We start from the raw sequence: 17,077 nt of genomic DNA on the forward strand, positions 1-17,077 counted from the left end.
ACAAACTTAGCAAAGCTTACAAAGTTATCTGTGAATTAATTCACACTATTGTGGAAATTAGGTGCGATCATATGGATAGCAGCAATAGTTGTTGGCGTAAGTGATAAAATCACCGGCTCACAGAATTTCTCTAGGTAGTACAATTAGATGGCGCGTTATGAAGAGCTTGCAAAGGATATTCGAACTCAGATAGCCAACAATACGTGGCGATCCGGAGAGAAGATCCCTTCGGTACGCATGAGTTGTCGAAATTACAACGTCAGCAATAGTACTGTCTTACAAGCCTACCAGTTGCTAGAAAGCGAAGGGTGGATCATCGCTAAACCTCAGTCGGGCTACTTTGTAGCGCCAAGGCTGGACGGCGTTGACTACGCACAGCCACTCGTTAGTGAAAAGAAAGCCATTAATGACCGCTTATTTGATTTCTTGAAGTCGAGTTCAGCCGAAGGTGTGATTCCTTTCGGCTCTGCATTCCCAGATCCCGACCTTTTCCCGTTACCTACCTTGACTCGAAACCTTGCCAGCGCGGGTAGGAAGATGACTGGCGCGAGTGTGATAAATAATTTACCACCGGGCAGTGAGTCCTTGAGAAGGCAAATCGCACAGCGTTATCTGCAGCAAGGGATCACGGTTAATCATCAAGACATCGTGATTACGTCGGGTGCTATGGAGGCGCTCAACTTGAGCCTGCAAACGGTCACCAAGTCGGGTGATAACGTCGTGATTGAGTCTCCCGCATTCTATGGTGCTCTGCAGGCTGTCGAGAGGCTCGGGCTTAACCCGATCGAAGTGGACGTTTGCCCAATCAATGGGTTGAATATAGAGCAGTTTGAAAACGCGCTACAAAACCAAGATGTTAAAGCGTGTTGGCTGATGACGACTTTTCAAAACCCAACGGGAACCAGTTTGTCGGAACAGGCAAAGCGCCGTGTGGTAGAGATTGCAGAACAGCATGGAACCTACATTATTGAAGATGACGTGTATGGCGATCTTTATTACGAAGGGCATAAGCCGAAGCCACTAAAGGCCTTCGATAGGACCGATTCCGTCTTGCTTTGTGGGTCGTATTCAAAAAGTTTGTGTCCTGGTTATCGAGTAGGGTGGGTTGTGAACACGCGTTTTAACGACGCGATTCAAAAGTTACAGCTTCTTTCTACGTTATCGAGTAGCGCTCCTGTTCAACTTGGTGTCGCTCATTTCTTAACGCATGAAAGCTACGACAATCACCTTCGTAAACTGCGTAAAAACCTTGTCGTCAGGAAAGAGCGATTTATCGATGTCATTAAGCAGTGCTTTCCGCATTCAATAGAGATTGAAGAGCCGGCTGGTGGCTACTTGATATGGATTCGCTTTTCTGAAAAATTCGACAGCCAACAGTTTCATCAACTGGCTATCGAGCAAGGCATTAGCGTTGCATCTGGCGATCTGTTTAGTGAGCATGGCAGAGTGGATAACGCGATACGATTGAACTTCTCTTATGAACTGACAGAAGAGAAAGAACAGGCGCTCATCTGGCTTGGCAAACTGGCACATCAACTTACGCACTCGTAAAACCTTAAGTCCCTCATAAAAAAGACAATCATTCCAACTGTACGGGTTGTTTGTGGGGTAACTGTACGCCTAATTGACCAAAGAGTTGTGATTCAATAACGGTAGACCAAATATTGGAGATACCGTTATGTTGAAAATGACTATGGGAAATGAAGTTAAGCTGACTATTGTCGCTATTGTGTGTGCGCTTCTGCTTATTCTCGGCCACGTACTGCTGGCAAAAGCATTCGCTGATATGGCGTGGGCGGAATACACCACTGCCGCGATCCCATTCGTTATGATGGCAATCTGCGGTCTTGCAATAAAATACGCTATCGACCAAGATGTGGATTAGCTTTTGAAATAATGAGTCTCAGATAGTGGCACGCAGAAGCATCTGGACTCGTTTTATTCCGAACATAAAAAAACCTCCGCAAGTGCGGAGGTTTTTGTTTGTTCTTAACTTTTAATATCGAATAGGTTTCGAATTAGAAGTTTGCAGAGCGTGGTGTACGTGGGAATGGAATCACGTCACGAACGTTACCCATACCTGTTACGTAAGATACTAGACGCTCGAAACCAAGACCGAAACCAGCGTGTGGCACTGTACCGTATTTACGTAGGTCGCGGTACCAGCTCATGTGCTCAGGGTCGATACCCATAGCAATCATACGCTCGTCTAGAATGTCTAGACGCTCTTCACGTTGTGCACCACCGATGATTTCACCGATGCCTGGTGCAAGTACGTCCATTGCTGCAACTGTTTTGCCGTCGTCGTTTAAGCGCATGTAGAAAGCTTTGATGTCTTTCGGGTAGTTCTTAACGATAACAGGTGCTTTGAAGTGCTCTTCAGCTAGGTAACGCTCATGCTCAGAAGACATGTCGATGCCCCACTCAACGTCAAACTCAAATTTCTTACCAGAGTCTAGTAGGATTTGGATTGCGTCAGTGTAGTCAACTTGTGCGAAGTCAGCGTCAACGAATTGCTCTAGACGAGTAATTGCTTGCTTGTCGATGCGAGAAGCGAAGAATTCAAGGTCGTCGCGGCGCTCTTCAAGAACAGCAGCGAAAACGTACTTAAGCATGTCTTCAGCCAGTTTCGCTACATCGTTAAGGTCTGCAAACGCAACTTCAGGCTCAACCATCCAGAACTCAGCTAGGTGGCGGCTTGTGTTTGAGTTTTCAGCACGGAACGTAGGACCGAACGTGTAAACCTTGCTTAGTGCACAAGCATAAGCTTCAGCATTAAGTTGGCCAGATACTGTTAGGAACGTCTCTTTACCGAAAAAATCTTCGTTGAAGTCTACGTCGCCTTTTTCAGTGCGTGGTAGGTTTTCCATGTCTAGCGTAGAAACACGGAACATTTCACCAGCGCCTTCTGCATCAGATGCAGTAATAAGCGGAGCAGAAGTCCAGAAGAAACCTTGCTCGTGGTAGAAACGGTGAATCGCTTGAGATAGACAGTTACGTACACGTGCTACTGCGCCAATCACGTTTGTACGTGGACGTAGGTGAGCAACTTCACGAAGGTACTCGATAGAGTGACGCGTCTTAGCCATTGGGTAAGTGTCAGCGTCTTCAACCCAGCCTACAACTTTAACGTCAGTTGCTGCTAGTTCGAAGTCTTGACCTTTCGCAGGAGACTCAACAATCTTACCCGTTACTTCAACAGAGCAGCCAGTTGTTAGCTTTAATACTTCGTTTTCGTAATTATTAAGATTATTAGGAACCACGGCCTGAATCGGGTCGAAACAAGAGCCGTCATAAATGGCAAGGAAAGAGATTCCAGCTTTGGAATCACGACGTGAACGGATCCAGCCGCGAACAGTTACTTCACTGTCTACCGCTAGCTTGCCGCCAAGTACGTCTGTTACAGGCGCGTAAGTCATGTTGATTTCATTCTCCATTGAGGGACAAATTCAACTCAAAGTCTCTGGCATTGCTGCAAATAAATATACATTTGCACAATAATTAGCCGAAACATCAAGTTGTATAAACTTTTTAAATCGATTGAACATATTACCTGTCATACCGACAGCTTCAACCTTTATTCTTGCTTGGTGAAAGAAATATTGTGTCTACTGACGATAAATAGGTTTGAGGGTGTGTTTTTTGTTCGATCTTAGCGTCAGCCTTACCTTTCACCCTATGTGAGCTGCTGAACGAGCATGGCGTAATCGAAACCTTTGTTTTCAATAATGGGAGTGTGATTGTGTTGAGACTCACTCTATATTGGCGCGGATTCAGTCATTTTGGACTTGATCACCTTCTTAATTTCCCACTAAAGTACAAGAGGAGTTTAATATCTACGTGTTAATTACGCCGCCTTAACCCCTGCATTCTCTCTACACCCGCACTTTTCGAGCGCTCGCTCATTCAAGAAAAACAGTCGATCAAATTATGTCTCAACAAGGCAGGACTGGCTGTACAAGTAAAAGAGAATTACATGCTTAATTATTTAAAAAAACACTGGTTATCAAACGTTAAAGGAGATTCATTATCTGGGATTGTGGTTGCACTCGCATTGATCCCTGAAGCCATCGCATTTTCAATTATTGCAGGCGTTGACCCTAAAGTAGGGCTCTATGCCTCGTTCTGTATTTGTGTCGTCACTGCTTTGGTTGGCAGTCGTCCGGGAATGATTTCCGGTGCAACAGGCGCTATGGCGCTACTAATGGTCACTTTAGTGAGAGAGCACGGACTAGAATATCTACTCGCCGCTTCATTTCTAGCTGGCGTCATTCAGATCGCAGCTGGTTATCTCAAGCTTGGTAACCTGATGAATTTCGTTTCCAAATCGGTGATTACTGGATTTGTTAACGCGCTCGCCATTCTAATTTTCATGGCCCAACTTCCTGAATTAATCAACGTCCCTTCAAGCGTTTACGTGTTAGTCGCTTTGGGTTTGGCGATCATTTATCTGCTTCCTTATTTCCCCAAGTTTGGTCGCGCAATACCTTCTCCACTGGTCGCGATTGTTACCCTGACAATCATTAGTTTGCTCTTCGGCTTAGATGTGAGAACGATTGGCGATATGGGCAAGCTTCCCGATTCACTGCCTGTGTTCTTGATTCCTAATATTCCATTCACGTTTGAGACGCTTGCAACCATCCTGCCATATTCGATTGCTCTGTCTCTGGTTGGCTTGTTGGAATCCTTGATGACAGCGACCATAGTCGATGACCTGACTGATACTGAAAGCAATAAAAACAATGAGTGTAAAGGGCAGGGCGTTGCGAACATCGTGGCTTCCCTTTTTGGTGGAATGGCGGGCTGCGCAATGATCGGTCAGTCGATCATTAACATCAAATCAGGTGGCTTAACCCGATTGTCCAGCATGATCGCTGGGGTGGTTTTGTTGCTAATGGTGGTGTTTGTTTCTGATTGGTTGAAGCTGATACCGATGGCCGCTTTAGTGTCTGTGATGATCATGGTTTCTATCGGCACATTCTCATGGCGTTCCATTGTTGAGCTTAAAGATCACACACTGCCAACCAATGTAACCATGCTAGCAACCGTGGCGGTGGTGGTGTTTACTCATAATTTAGCAATAGGTGTTGCGGTTGGCGTGGTGCTGTCGGCTCTGTTTTATGCACATGCCAGCAAATCCATGGTGTTTATATCCGATGAAGTCGTGACAAACGAAATGCACACCATTCACCGAGTAAAAGGCCATGTCTTCTTTGCTTCGTCAGATGCGTTTGTCGACTTATTTGATTATGACAACGCGACCTCTTTAGTGACCATCGATATATCGGATGCGTCATTCTTAGATAATACCTCGGTCGAGGCGCTTGATAAGGTTGTGTTCAAGTTCCGTAAAAAAGGGGCTAACGTTGAAGTGTCAGGAATGGATAGCGTGAGTGCGAACCTGATAGTCAAACACGCGATGTATCACAAGCATAAAGACTTAACCGCGGTTTCCATTACGCACTAATCTTGGTTTACGGTTCTTTTAAAGCCTGAAAGCCTGAAAGCCTGAAAGCCTGAATTAGACGTTGCTATGAAGATAAAGCGCTCATTGTTGAGCGCTTTTTTGTTGGCGATCTATGACTTCTTCTTTGTACTCGACAAAGTAAACTGATTAATCAGTGACTCAAGGTGATCAGACAGCTCTTCTAAGTCATTGCTGATGTTGCGAGTTTCAGCCGCAGATTGCGACGTGTTGTTGGCGTGAGAGGTGATGGTCTCAACCTTTTGTTGAACATCTTGAGTCGCTTGTGTGGTGGATTGTGTTTGCTGCTGAATATTCTGTGCGTGAGCCAAGACTTGTTTCATCTCTTCGACCACACCATTCATTTCAATTGAAAGTGCGTCGATATCGGTTGAGCTTTGATGAGCTTGTTCGCAAACGCGATCGGCAGAAGTTAGCGACTCTTCACTGCCTTGCTGGAATTGATGAATGATTGACTCAATGCTGCCTGTTGCTTCTGCGGTTCGCGATGCAAGGTGGCGAACTTCATCTGCCACTACCGCAAACCCACGACCTTGTTCTCCCGCACGAGCTGCTTCAATCGCTGCATTCAAGGCCAGAAGATTGGTTTGGTCAGCAATGCCACGAATCACACTCAATATTGAAGAGACCTCTCCGGTTTGCTCATTGAGTGTCAGTATTTTGTGTTTCACTTCTTCTATGCTGCTAACGAGGTTTTTTATCTCACTGCTTGCGTCGTGTGCTTGGTTGGCACTCTTACATGCCACATCGGCGGTGTGATTAATAAGCTCTGAAGCCGTTAAAGTCGCTTGTTCTACATTGACTTGCTGTGCCTGTATTCCTTCGACATTATGTTGCACTTCGGCGGTTTCGCTTTGCTGGTCACTGGCGGCTTGCTCGGTAATTTGCGCGACACTAGTCAGTTGGTTGGCAGACGCATTCAGTTTGTGCGAGGTGTTTTGTACCTTTTCTAAGCTGTCGTATACGGTTCCCATGAACGAGTTGATGGAGTTAGCCAGCGTGCCAATCTCATCCTTGCTTTGTTCTGGCAGGCGAGTGGATAGGTTTTTATCGTTGCTGACTTGGGTCATAAAGCGAGAAGTCTGTTGCAGCGGGCGCACGATAATCTTACGAATTAATCCCATCGTAAGGACAAATCCGGCAAACGAGATCACTGCCATAATGCCAATAGCAGCCATGGTTTGAGTGTTAATCAGCGAGTTAACATGGTTAAGGTTATATTCGAGACGAATCGCACCCAAGACTTCACCTTCTGGTGCCATATGACAGGCGACACAATTGGTTCCTCGGTAATCTTCACTCGACTTCATTGGCAGAGCAATAACCAAGCCTTTGCCCCAATCAGCAGAAAAAGGTTCGATAACGGTTTCGCCCGCTAGCGCTCGTTTATCAATATCGTCAACCGGTGTTTGGTTGTCATTACCTGGGCCATATAACTTGCTGACAGCGTCGGCGCGTAAAACACGAACGTCTTCAATGCCTTCTTGAGCCAGTGCTTTCTGACGAAGGGTCTCTTTTTGTGCCATGGTGCCGGTGAGCATCATCATATTGAGGCTATCGAAGTAGTTACTTGCTTTGTCGTGAAGCTGCTCACTTAACACTGAGTTTACAAGTTGCTTTTGTTGCGAATATTGGAAATAGGTCGATATTGCCAGCAAAAAGGTGAACACGATGGCGAGGGCCACTAGGATTTTAAAGGTGATTGTTGAGCGCATAAGGTGTTTGTTTTTATTAATTATAATGACGCAAATACTGTACTAGTAAGAATTCCTACCACCTATGGGGTATAACGAATTGTGTGACCACACTCCGGTTGTGGTTATGTTTCTGTGATGTAACAAGTTTGTGCGGAATCTGGTGTTGAAATGGAACGCGCTTCAAGCTCCTCGCTGTTCTTAAAACAGACTGTTGTTTTGGGAAAATTGAAGTGCAGCATCGAGTTTTGATTGTGCTGATAATTAGAAAAGCCTAGGTTGTTAATTAGCTCGATGTATTTGTCCGCTTGTCTTTTATCAATAAAGACTATTGTTTTAGACGACTTAGTGGTTGATTTATATCCAAATGGCTGTTTTGTTCAATTTAATAGCAAAAATTGTGGTTATAGCGTTGTGTTTCGAGGCTCATTCGATAAGATGAAAAGACCTCTATGATAGAGGTAGGGCAGCAACGGATACGCTGCTTTAAATACTATGGAATGTGACTTATTGGACACATACATGAAATTCAAGATTACATCGCCGATTATTGAACCTACGGAAGGTTCACCACATCAGTTAATGCTTACTCACGCTTCTCGTTTTACCTCTTTTAAGACAAGCTCCCCTTTGAACGCCCTGTTCGACAACGTCTCTGCACGCTTCTTTACCGCTTATCGCTCCTATTGTTATTCGTTTTATAACTTTATTTCTATCTGAACTCCTTTGTCATCCGTTCGATGAACGAAGACTCACATCTATAAAAACTAAACAAATAAGTTAAAAACAATGAATATTAAAATGATGGGTAGCTCCCTAATTATCGCTGGTACCGCTCTCGGTGCTGGTATGCTTGCGATCCCAATGGTATTAGCTCAATTCGGATTGCTTTACGGCACACTGCTTATGGTACTGATCTGCTTCGGTACCACTTACGCAGCATTACTACTTCTAGAAGCGACCATCAAAGCGGGTGGCGGTCTAGGATTAAACTCTATTGCCCGAAAAACCTTGGGTAAACAAGGTCAGTTGCTTACCAACGGCTTGCTATACGCGTTGTTGATTTGCCTATTAATGGCTTACATTCTGGGCGCAGGTGACTTGCTGAGTAAGTTACTGTCTAACTTTGGCGTCGAAATTACCGCGACTACCAGCCAAACCGTGTTTACCTTGCTTGCTGGCGCAGTAGTCGCAAGTGGTACTGGTGTGATTGATAAGCTCAATCGAGCATTGTTCTTCGTGATGCTTGCTAGTTTGTTTGCAACCATGGCCTTCTTAGCGCCGAGCATGACTCAAGAAAACTTGATGCAGGTAACCAGCCATGACCACGTTGACCTAATCAAAACCAGTGCCATCCTGTTTACGAGCTTTGGCTTTATGGTGGTGATTCCAACCTTGGTTTCTTACAACCACGAAGCGACAGACAAACAGCTGCGTAACATGGTGATCATCGGTTCTCTGATCCCATTAGTGTGTTACTTGTGTTGGTTGTTTGCGGTAGTGGGCAACTTGAGTGAAGAGCAATTCAGAAGCTTTGAGAACGTATCAGATTTGATGGCGGCGTTTGAGGCTCAGTCTCCTTGGGTGGGTCACGTTCTGTCTACCTTCACGGGCTTGGCGTTGTTGACCTCTTTCTTTGGTGTGGCGATGGCGTTGTTCAACCAGAACAAAGACATGTTCAACCAAAATACAGCGGTAACGTACTGCATTAGCTTTATCTTGCCGTTGGCTGGTTCATTGCTTGCGGCAGACAAGTTCCTACAAGTACTGAATTACGCAGGTATCATCTTGGTGTTCCTAGCGGTGTTTGTTCCTCTGGTTATGGTCCACAAACAGCGTTTCATGAAAGTTGCTGATGACCGATACCGAGCAGAAGGTGGCAGCGCAATGATGTTGTTCTCACTGCTGTTTGGTTGCTTCCTGCTTATCTCACAAGTGATCTAGTTCTTTGGTCCATTATCTAAGATGCGAATCGAGCATCTTAGATATAAGTGGCCGGAATTCAGATACAAAAAAGGAACGCATCGGCGTTCCTTTTTATTATCTGCTGATTAAAAACAGATTGATTCAAAGGCTATCAACAAACAACCTTAACAGCCAAACCACCTTGAGAAGTCTCACGGTATTTAGCGTTCATGTCTTTACCTGTTTCTAGCATTGTTTCGATAACTTTATCTAGAGAAACAGTAGGAGCAGAAGAACGACGAAGTGCCATACGAGTCGAGTTGATTGCTTTAACTGCAGCAATACCGTTACGCTCGATACATGGTACTTGTACTTGGCCAGCAACTGGGTCACATGTTAGACCTAGGTTGTGCTCCATGCCGATTTCTGCAGCCATACATACTTGCTCAGGGCTACCACCCATAAGCTCAGCAAGACCAGCAGCAGCCATAGAGCATGCCACACCAACTTCACCCTGACAGCCAACTTCAGCACCAGAGATTGAAGCGTTACGCTTGTAAAGACCACCGATCGCGCCAGAAGCTGCGAAGTAACGGATGTAATCTTTCTCTGTCACTGTTTGGATGAACTTATCGTAGTAAGCCAATACAGCAGGGATGATGCCACATGCGCCGTTTGTTGGTGCCGTAACTACACGGCCGCCAGCTGCATTTTCTTCGTTTACTGCGAAAGCAAACATGTTTACCCAGTCAACAACCGACATTGGATCATTGGTTGTTTTTTCTGAAGTCATTAGCTGTTGGCGAAGTGCTGCTGCACGGCGAGGAACACGTAGTGGACCAGGCAGGATACCTTCAGTATTCATACCGCGATCCATACACTCACGCATAGTTTTCCAGATGTTAGCGAAGTAAGTGCGAGACTCTTCGTCTGAGTGGAACGCTGCTTGGTTTTTCATAACCAGTGTACTGATAGAAAGACCGCTTTCTTTGCACTGATTAACCAGCTCTTCAGCTGTTGTGAATTCGTAAGGTGCTTTGATTGGGTTTTCTTCTTCTTTGCCGAAGTTCTCTTCGTCAACGATGAAACCGCCACCAATTGAGTAGTACGTTTTTGAGTATGCAACTTCGTCACCAACCCATGCATGAATGCTCATGCCGTTCTCGTGTAGAGAAAGGTTGCTAGTGTGGAAGTTCATACCGCCATCGCGTGGGAACGATACTGTATGACAGTGCATGCCAACAGGAAGGCGCTCAGTTTCTTCTACGCGAGCAATGAAGCCAGCAATAGAATCGATATCAACACGCTCAGGAGTATTGCCAGCAAGACCCATGATGATTGCGATATCTGTGTGGTGACCTTTCCCTGTCAGTGATAGTGATCCATATACGTCCACGGTGATTTTAGTGATGTCGCGCAATTTTCCCATTGAACGTAGGTCATCAATAAATTCTTTACCCGCTTTCATTGGTCCAACTGTGTGTGAGCTCGATGGACCAACACCGATTTTATAGATATCAAATACACTAATCATAGCGATTACCTCAAAAAGAGAGCCTCCCAAGGGGAGTAGGGAGGCTCATTTATTATCATTATATTTTTTGTCTAATCTCGCGATATAAGATGGATGCTATCTTATAAAAAGGGCTTGAGATTAAAGAGCGCCGTAGATTACAGAACTAATAGCCGCTAGACCACATAAAGCCGTAAAGATTTGCACAGGTGCTGAAGTTTTGTACTTAGCCATAGCTGGTACTTTCTGCATCGCGAACACAGGCATTAGGAACAGGATAGCTGCAATCATTGGAGCACCCATTGTTTCAATCATACCTAGGATACTTGGGTTAACTACCGCAACAATCCAAGTTGTAACAACGATGAACGCTAGAGATGCTTTTTCAATCTTAGAGATTGAAGAACCAGAGCGAGACTTGATTAGACCAACAAGACCTTCGTGAGCACCTAGGAAGTGACCGAAGTAGCTAGAAGTAATCGCTGCGAACGCTACTAGAGGACCCATGTAAGAGATAAGTGGAGACTCATGTACGTTTGCTAGGTAAGAAAGAACAGAGATGTTCTGTGCTTGTGCTGTTGCTAGTTGCTCTGGAGATAGAGAAAGAACTACAGAGAATACGAAGAACATTACAAAACCCATCAGCATCATTGCTGCGCCACCAGTGATCGCGTCAGTTTTCTTAACTGCGTCATCACCGTATACACGACGTTGCTCTTTAGAGAACTGTGAAATGATTGGGCTGTGGTTGAAAGAGAACACGATGATTGGAATAGCAAGCCAGATAATAGAAGGCATTGTTGACCATTCTGGGCTTACGTCCATCATTGAAGTGTTCCAATCAGGAACTAGGTAAAAAGATAGCGCTAGTAGGATGAATACTAGTGGGTAAACCATTGCTGAAGTTGCTTTAAGCATCAGCTCTTTACCGAATACAACACCTGCTGTCATAGCAAGGATAAGTGCACCAGAAAGAAGAGGACGAGGAATAGATTCCATACCCATTTGGTTTACTAGGAAAGAATCAACTGTGTTTGTGATACCAACACCGTAGATAAGAACGATCGGGTAGATAGCGAAGAAGTAAGCAAAAGTAATAATGTTTGCGCCAGTCTTACCGAAGTGCTCTTCAACTGTGTCTGTAATATCAGCTTCAGGGTTTTTAGCAGACAGTACGAAACGAGCTAGAGATTTGTGTGCGAACCAAGTCATTGGTGCCGCAATTAGAGCTAGGATAACTAATGGCCAAAAACCACCCGCACCAGCTTTGATTGGAAGGAATAGTACGCCAGCACCAACTGCTGTACCGAATAGTGATAAACACCAGGTAAAATCTTTATAGTTAAACTTGCTTGAATCTTTAACGGCATTTGCCGAAGAAGTTGTTGTGTTCATGTTAAATTACTCATTTTTTGGGAACAGGAAATAAGTCGGGGCTAATTCTGCAGAATTTTCTTCTGCAAAAAATAGATCTAAATCATGTAATGAAACGGCGTGTCACATGATATGCGAAAAACGAATTTTTGATCACGAAAATAGCGTGCTACATGTGATTTATGTTTATGTCTGGTATTAGTTTTATTTATGCGAAAGGCGGGGTTGTATAGATTTATACCAGGGAAACGTTTGCGTAAAATTGCATTAATAAATCTGTTCCATAGAAAGTCTGGATTTTGTTAACAGAGATTAAACAAAACGTAGTTGCTATGTGATTCGTTGCAGTACGTGTTGCTGCAGCGATTGGATAATTTGCGCCGTAACGCCCCAAATTAGGTGCTCTTGGAAAGGCATCGCAAAAACCCGATGCTTGATTTGTTTAAAGTTAACAGTGTGGCTGTGTAACTTGGCTTGGTCTAAAACATAGGTAGCGGGTACCTCAAAAATTGAGGCAACTTCGTTCTCATCAATGATGGCTTCATAGTCAGGATCGACCATGGCAATAATCGGCGTCACAGAAAATTTACTAATAGTACTCAATGCTGGTAATTGCCCAATAATTTTAACTTGATCCGATCGAATTCCCACCTCCTCATGGAGCTCTCTGAGTGCAGTGAATTGCATAGAAGGGTCAGAAAGTTCGTGTTTACCACCAGGAAAGCTGACTTGGCCGGGGTGATGCTTTAAATGAGCCGCTCTTTTAGTAAAAATGACATGTAAACCATCTTCTCTTTCAACTAAACCTACCACCACTGCCGCTTTACGTAATTGCTCGCCACTGATGTGCGAAACACGCTCTACTGACTCAGGATGATAGCCAACGGTAGGGTTAAGTTGGAATTGCTGAAGGAAGTTTTCTTTATTCATATCAAGCCAATATATTGATTATTATGATTTTAAGTATAGACATAACCGTGGGTTGATTACCAATATCGAGTTTTTCTTCATTCACTTTCCCTCTTTTAGTTATCAATTGGGCGTCATGAGAGGCTGTGTACCGATGAATCTCCTCAAAATGACGATTTTTGCTATATTCAATATGTGCATACAGGCGAGTAAGCGTTACCCATGTCATAAAATTGGGTGACGAAACGTAGATTTTTTGTTTAAGAATTTGATAACAATAACTTAGTGGACCATTCTAAAAAGAAATAGAAGAAAAGGTATGAGATGAAAGGAATCATATTCACCGAATTTTTAGAGCTTGTTGAAGACAAGTTTGGGCTAGAGCTTTTGGAAGAAGTTCTAGAAATGTCAGAAGATGAAGGAATCTATACGTCGGTCGGCAGTTACGACCACAAAGACCTTGTCAGGTTGATTATCAACTTGAGTAAGAAAACCGATATTGATGCGGCAAGCTTGCAACGCGTGTTTGGGCAGTCTGTATTTAAGAACTTACTGGCCTCATTACCGAATAAAGCGAGCCTTGCTCACAGCAATACCACCTTTCAATTTATTCAGCACGTAGAGCGTTACATTCATGTTGAAGTGAAGAAGCTCTATCCAGATGCTGAGCCACCTGAATTCAGTTTTATCACCACGAACGAAGCACAACTTGTTTTTGACTACAAAAGCGCAAGGTGTATGTCTCATGTTTGCTTAGGGCTTATTGAAGGATGTGCTGAATACCACGGTGAATCTATCGCGGTGGAGATGACGCCACAAAATGATGACCAAAGCGTGGTTAGGTTTAATCTCAAAGTAGAAAAGTAATATGGATCTGGCATCTGCCCTAGAGAAGAAGCTTAAGCGTCAAATCGCGGCAAGGAAAGCGGCTGAAGGATTGTTGGAACAGAAGAGCCTCGAACTGTTCGAGGCTAACCAACAGCTTGAGCTTGCTTTGCGTCAGTTAGAAAAGCGCTCCAACGCGAATATACGCCGCATTGAATTCCAAGAACAAATCGACAACCTGTTGATTGATTTTGGGCGCGCGTTTCTAAGAAATGATCTCGATGATGTCATGCTATCTGAACTAACGACCAACGTGACTAACAGTTACTTAATCGAAGCCAGTCGTTTGATTCTACCTCCCAAGCTCATCCCTCAGTTACAGACCTATGATTATGGCGATGAGACTGTCGAGGTGTTAGAGCAAGACATTCAAGAACCTCATTGGCAAGACAACCTACTGACCGTGCCCTTAGAGGTTGAAAAAGTCATAGTTGGTGCGTTAATCGTCAGAGTCAGGTTGTTAGACCAAGACTACGAGTTTATCCAAAGCCAACTGTTGTTGGTCACGGACCTTATCTGCAGTGCCTTAACCCATCAACTAGCAATCAACCGAAATATTGAATCACGTAAACGAGCGGAAGAGTCCGAAAGGGCAACGCGTGACTTTGTGGCCATGATTAATCATGAGTTAAGAACTCCACTTAATGGCTTACTAGGCAGTGCCGAGTTGATCAGTGATACCGAACTGAATAGCTCTCAGCGTGAGATAGTGAACAACCTGAGCCAATCTGGAGAGTTTCTCCGAACCATCATTAATGATCTATTGGATTACAGCAAAATTAACGCAGGGATGTTAGAGCTTATTCCAAAGAAATTTGCCCTACGTGATTTGAGAAACACGATTGAAAGCATCTTCGTCAATCGAGCAATTGAGAAGCAGCTCGAATTCAATATCAGTGTTACGTCAAACGTTCCCTCCCATTTCCAAGGCGATTTAGAGCGCATCACACAACTGTTTGTGAACTTAATAGGTAATGCGATTAAATTTACAGAAGAAGGGCATGTGAATGTTGATATTGAGTGGGACAAAAACCAATTTGTTTTCTCTGTAGAAGATACCGGAGTCGGAATCGCTGAATCGGCGCATAAGACGCTGTTTGAACCTTTTACGCAGGCAGATAACTCAAGTAGTCGGAACTATGAGGGTACAGGACTTGGGTTAGCGATTTGTCGCAAACTGGTGGCTCTGATGAATGGTGATATTGGGGTGACCAGTGTCGTTGGTTCAGGCACGACGTTTACCATCTCGATTCCTCTTCAAGTTGTCGATGTTCCGGCAGAGAGTGATAGTGTCGCCAAGGGCTTTGAGTATGAGGCGGAATTGTCACTACTTAAAGTGCTGGTGGTTGATGATATTAAGATGAACCAGATCATCATCCAACAGATGCTCCGTAAACATGAGATTGAACCAGCTATTGCAAGTAATGGTGTCGAAGGGTTTGAGCTCGCGTCAGACAACGAATACGACATTGTATTCATGGATTGCAGAATGCCTGTTATGGACGGGTTTGAAGCAACAGAGAAGCTAAGAGAGAAGGGTTACGTTAAATCTATTGTGGCACTGACCGCCGGAACGACACTTGAAGAACGCGAACGTTGTATTCAGTGTGGGATGGATGACATTTTGAGTAAACCTTACACCGCCAACGATCTGAAAGAGATGCTTAAGAAGTGGGGTGTCTCTGCGGTGAAGGTCGCTTAAACACGCGAATAAAGCGTTGTGAGTTATGTACTCTAACTTACAGACTAAAAAACCGAAGTGATCTTACGATCCTTCGGTTTCTTTTTATATCGAACTTTTGCTAGCCGTTAAGCTACGGAACTCGTCATTAAGTCGCGGAACTCGCAGTTAATGACACTAGGTTTAGCAATCTTCAAGTATCGGTAGAATTCGACTCAGCTTATCCAGTGTTTCTTGGTATTCAGAAGCACAATCACTATCAAATACCACACCACCGCCAGCCCAAGCATAAAGCGTGTTGTTCTCGGCGACTAATGTACGAATGGTAATACTGGTATCCATTCTGCCATTTCGGCTGATGTAGCCAATACTGCCGCAGTACGCTGAACGTCGATGCGGTTCTAACTCTTCAATGATCTGCATCGCGCGAACTTTTGGTGCGCCAGTAATCGATCCTCCAGGGAAACAGGCTCTCAGAAGGTCAGTTGCAGAGTATTGGTCATCAAGGTCCGCTCGTATCGTGCTCACTAAGTGGTGCACGGCAGGGAAGCTTTCAATATCGAAGAGCTTTGGTACATGCACTGTGCCCGGTTTTGCTACTCGGCCAATGTCATTACGAAGTAGGTCGACGATCATCAAGTTTTCCGCCTGATCTTTATCGGCGCTTGCTAGGTCTTGCGCGTTGGCATTATCAATCATCGGGTCCTCAGAACGAGGTCGTGTGCCTTTGATTGGCTTGGTTTCAATGACGTTGTCTTTGAGTTCTAAGAAACGCTCTGGCGAAACACTGATGATTGCGCAGTCGGCCAAACGGATAAAACCCGAAAAGGGCGCTGAGTTGTACTGTTCTAACTTGTCATAAGCCAGCCATTCACTACCTTGGTATTGGGCATTGAAGCGCTGAGCTAAGTTAATCTGATAGCAGTCCCCGGATAACAGGTACTCTTGAACACTATCGAACTTAGTGGCGTAGCTCTCTTCGCTCATATTGGATTGCCACGGTGTGGTTAACCCAAAGGGCGCATGTGATAGGTGTGATTGAGCCATCTGCTGCATTAGCCAATCATGATGTTCATCGATATTGCTACCGACAATACACGCCGTTTTCAATTGGTGGTCAACGATAACAGCCCATTCATACAAGCCAACTGCCATGTCAGGTGCTTCAATATCACGCTTTGCGAGTGATGGAAGTGTCTCGACTCTGCGCCCTAAATCATAGCTAAAATAGCCTAAAGCGCCGCCAACGAATGGCAACTGAGTGTGCTCTTTAGTCGCAGGCAATAATTGTTGCTGATATTGGTCGAGTAGTTCGAAAGGATCAGAGTCTGAAACCTCGCACGTCTCATTAACATTAACGGTCGTTTCTGCACCGATTGTCTCGAAGGTGGCGATGGGTTGAGCAACTAAAATATCGTATCGACTATCAACGTGGCTTTCTGAAGCGGAGCGTAATAGCATTGCCCACGGCAGGTTTTCAATATGGGAAAACAGCTGTTTAGCTAAAGTTGATTGATATTCAAGCGGCTTGATTTGGATAGAGCGAAATTCGTTGTTATTCATTTGTTTAATTTGTGACAAAGAGTTCGATCACTGCATGGCGTGTGAGAGGAAGCAAGAGTATCATAAAT

Annotated in this window: 12 protein-coding genes; 6 read left to right on the plus strand and 6 right to left on the minus strand. The window is 44.5% G+C overall.

All coding sequences use genetic code 11. The features are described 5' to 3' along the window. The first annotated feature begins 147 nt into the window (after positions 1-147). Together AB4507_RS03385 and AB4507_RS03390 are read left to right on the plus strand one after the other, a co-directional pair. Positions 148-1,551 (plus strand): PLP-dependent aminotransferase family protein, encoded by a 1,404-nt coding sequence (locus tag AB4507_RS03385; protein WP_372182230.1) that lies wholly within the window; start codon positions 148-150, stop codon positions 1,549-1,551. Between the two features lie 127 nt (positions 1,552-1,678). Further along, positions 1,679-1,885: a hypothetical protein gene (locus AB4507_RS03390; protein ID WP_372182231.1), complete on the plus strand. Its 207-nt coding sequence runs from the start codon at positions 1,679-1,681 to the stop codon at positions 1,883-1,885. A gap of 133 nt (positions 1,886-2,018) precedes the next feature. Here the strand turns inward: AB4507_RS03390 and asnS are convergent, their stop codons facing one another. Then, positions 2,019-3,419: an asparagine--tRNA ligase gene (gene asnS / locus AB4507_RS03395; protein ID WP_017060416.1), complete on the minus strand. Its 1,401-nt coding sequence runs from the start codon at positions 3,417-3,419 to the stop codon at positions 2,019-2,021. Positions 3,420-3,976: 557 nt separating this feature from the next. Here asnS and AB4507_RS03400 point away from each other — a divergent pair. Further along, the gene (locus AB4507_RS03400) at positions 3,977-5,467 is read left to right on the plus strand and encodes a SulP family inorganic anion transporter (protein WP_372083116.1); all 1,491 of its coding nucleotides are present in this window, start codon (positions 3,977-3,979) and stop codon (positions 5,465-5,467) included. A gap of 110 nt (positions 5,468-5,577) precedes the next feature. Here the strand turns inward: AB4507_RS03400 and AB4507_RS03405 are convergent, their stop codons facing one another. Further along, complete coding sequence (locus AB4507_RS03405; protein WP_372055809.1) at positions 5,578-7,200, minus strand: methyl-accepting chemotaxis protein; 1,623 nt, start codon at positions 7,198-7,200, stop codon at positions 5,578-5,580. A 780-nt stretch (positions 7,201-7,980) separates the two neighbouring features. Between AB4507_RS03405 and AB4507_RS03410 the strand changes: the two genes are divergently transcribed. Beyond that, complete coding sequence (locus AB4507_RS03410; RefSeq protein WP_372182232.1) at positions 7,981-9,123, plus strand: amino acid permease; 1,143 nt, start codon at positions 7,981-7,983, stop codon at positions 9,121-9,123. A gap of 133 nt (positions 9,124-9,256) precedes the next feature. Here the strand turns inward: AB4507_RS03410 and AB4507_RS03415 are convergent, their stop codons facing one another. From AB4507_RS03415 to AB4507_RS03425, 3 genes are all read right to left on the minus strand, one after another. Further along, complete coding sequence (locus tag AB4507_RS03415) at positions 9,257-10,618, minus strand: L-serine ammonia-lyase (protein ID WP_017060420.1); 1,362 nt, start codon at positions 10,616-10,618, stop codon at positions 9,257-9,259. A 120-nt stretch (positions 10,619-10,738) separates the two neighbouring features. Beyond that, entirely contained in the window at positions 10,739-11,992 is a 1,254-nt protein-coding gene (locus AB4507_RS03420; RefSeq protein WP_048609200.1) for an aromatic amino acid transport family protein, read from the minus strand. Between the two features lie 309 nt (positions 11,993-12,301). After that, complete coding sequence (locus AB4507_RS03425; protein WP_102320451.1) at positions 12,302-12,901, minus strand: CoA pyrophosphatase; 600 nt, start codon at positions 12,899-12,901, stop codon at positions 12,302-12,304. Positions 12,902-13,204: 303 nt separating this feature from the next. Here AB4507_RS03425 and AB4507_RS03430 point away from each other — a divergent pair, with 303 nt between their 5' ends. Continuing rightward, entirely contained in the window at positions 13,205-13,747 is a 543-nt protein-coding gene (locus tag AB4507_RS03430; protein ID WP_065584176.1) for a heme NO-binding domain-containing protein, read from the plus strand. Between the two features lies 1 nt (position 13,748). Then, positions 13,749-15,467: an ATP-binding protein gene (locus tag AB4507_RS03435; RefSeq protein ID WP_102428579.1), complete on the plus strand. Its 1,719-nt coding sequence runs from the start codon at positions 13,749-13,751 to the stop codon at positions 15,465-15,467. Between the two features lie 162 nt (positions 15,468-15,629). On the opposite strand, the gene pabB is transcribed toward AB4507_RS03435, so the two are convergent. Continuing rightward, a complete protein-coding gene (gene pabB / locus AB4507_RS03440) occupies positions 15,630-17,009 on the minus strand; it encodes an aminodeoxychorismate synthase component I (RefSeq protein WP_102320449.1) in 1,380 nt (459 codons plus the stop codon). Between the last annotated feature and the right edge of the window lie 68 nt (positions 17,010-17,077).

It is taken from the genome of Vibrio sp. 10N.222.54.A3, from assembly GCF_041474095.1.
GTDB classification, from domain to species: domain Bacteria; phylum Pseudomonadota; class Gammaproteobacteria; order Enterobacterales; family Vibrionaceae; genus Vibrio; species Vibrio crassostreae_C.